1 protein-coding gene is annotated in these 1,660 nt (G+C 56.2%); it reads left to right on the top strand.

Annotated elements, in window-relative coordinates; genetic code table 11:
* The first annotated feature begins 69 nt into the window (after nucleotides 1-69).
* Entirely contained in the window at nucleotides 70-1,500 is a 1,431-nt protein-coding gene (locus tag HV670_RS29905; protein ID WP_175108530.1) for an IS1182 family transposase, read from the top strand.
* The last annotated feature ends 160 nt before the right edge of the window (nucleotides 1,501-1,660 follow it).

The raw sequence follows: 1,660 nt of genomic DNA, 5'->3' as shown, positions 1-1,660 counted from the left end.
GGCCCAGATTGTGTCAAAACGTCATTTTGAACCGCTATGATTTCTCATCTGGTATCGGAGGCGAGCGAGATGAAGCGGTTCGTTCAGGGCGACAGCCGTACGCAAAGTTTTCTCCTTCCTGAGGCGCTCGACGACTACGTAACGGACACAAATCCCGTGCGCGTCGTCGATGTTTTTGTAGATGAACTTGATCTTCTACAGTTGGGATTCGAGGGCGTCGAACCTGCGCTCACCGGGCGTCCCTCGTACCATCCCGAGGTGATGCTCAAGATCTATATTTACGGCTACCTGAACCGCATTCAATCCAGCCGTCGACTTGAGCGCGAGGCCCAGCGCAATATCGAATTGATGTGGCTGACCGGCCGTCTGGCGCCTGACTTCAAGACCATCGCTCGCTTCCGAAAAGACAATGGCAAGGCGATCCGCAATGTCTGCCGTCAGTTTGTAATGCTCTGCCAGCGCCTGGACCTGTTTGCTGACGCACTGGTCGCGATCGACGGCAGCAAGTTCAAGGCGGTCAACCATCGTGACCGTAACTTCACGAGCGCGAAGCTCGAACGCCGTATGCAGGACATTGAGGAGAGCATTGGTCGGTACTTGTTGGCGATGGACACAGCCGACCGACAGGAGCCCACAATCGCGAAGGCCAGGACGGAGAGACTGCGGGACAAGATCGCGGCTCTCAAGGAGCAGATGCGAAGTCTGAAGGAGATCGAGGTCCGACTCAATGCGGCACCCGACAGGCAAGTGTCGCTCACCGATCCTGACGCGCGCTCGATGAAGACCCGCGGCACGGGAGTCGTCGGCTACAACGTCCAGACAGCGGTCGATACAAAGCACCATCTGATTGTGGCGCACGAGGTGACCAACAATGGCATTGACCGTGATCAATTGACGTCGATGGCGAAGCTTGCACGTACAGAGATGGGTGTCGATAAGCTCACTGCAGTTGCAGATCGCGGCTACTACAAGAGCGAGGAAATGCTCGCGTGCCATGAAGCGGGAATCACTGTATTTGTACCGAAGACGGTGACATCGAGCGCAACGGCTCATGGTCGCTTCAGCAGAGATGATTTCATTTACGACCCACAGGCAAACGAATATCGTTGTCCAGCAGGCGAGCGGCTCATCTGGAGGTTCTCGACCGTTGAGCGCGGACTGAAGCTCAGTAAGTATTGGAGTTCGAACTGCCAACAGTGCGCGTTAAAAGAGAACTGCACTCCGGGTCCTCAACGCCGCGTGGCACGCTGGGAGCACGAGACTGTTCTCGAAGCGATGCAGACACGACTGGATCATGCCCCAGAGATGATGCGAATCAGACGACAGACTGTCGAGCATCCATTCGGCACGATCAAGGCGTGGATGGGGGCTACTCATTTCCTGACAAGGACCATCGAGCGGGTGAGCACTGAGATGAGCTTGCACGTGCTGGCCTACAACATGAAGCGCGTGATCAAGCTTCTCGGCATGTCGGCGGTAATGGAAGCAATGCGGGCGTGAGGGCTCACGCAATGAAGCACTGAAGTCAGGGTATCGTGCGCATCTCCATCCCGTTCAAAATCGCAGTAAAGCCAATTCTTCAGTCCGGCACGAGCGCGGCTACCCGCGAGCCAAAACCTCGGTACCCAGCAGATTTCCGTGTTTTGACACACTCTGGGCC

It is taken from the genome of Pararobbsia alpina, from assembly GCF_902859895.1.
Taxonomy (GTDB): domain Bacteria; phylum Pseudomonadota; class Gammaproteobacteria; order Burkholderiales; family Burkholderiaceae; genus Pararobbsia; species Pararobbsia alpina.
The sequence above is the reverse complement of the archived record's forward strand: the minus strand, read 5'-3'. Positions and strand labels throughout refer to the sequence as shown.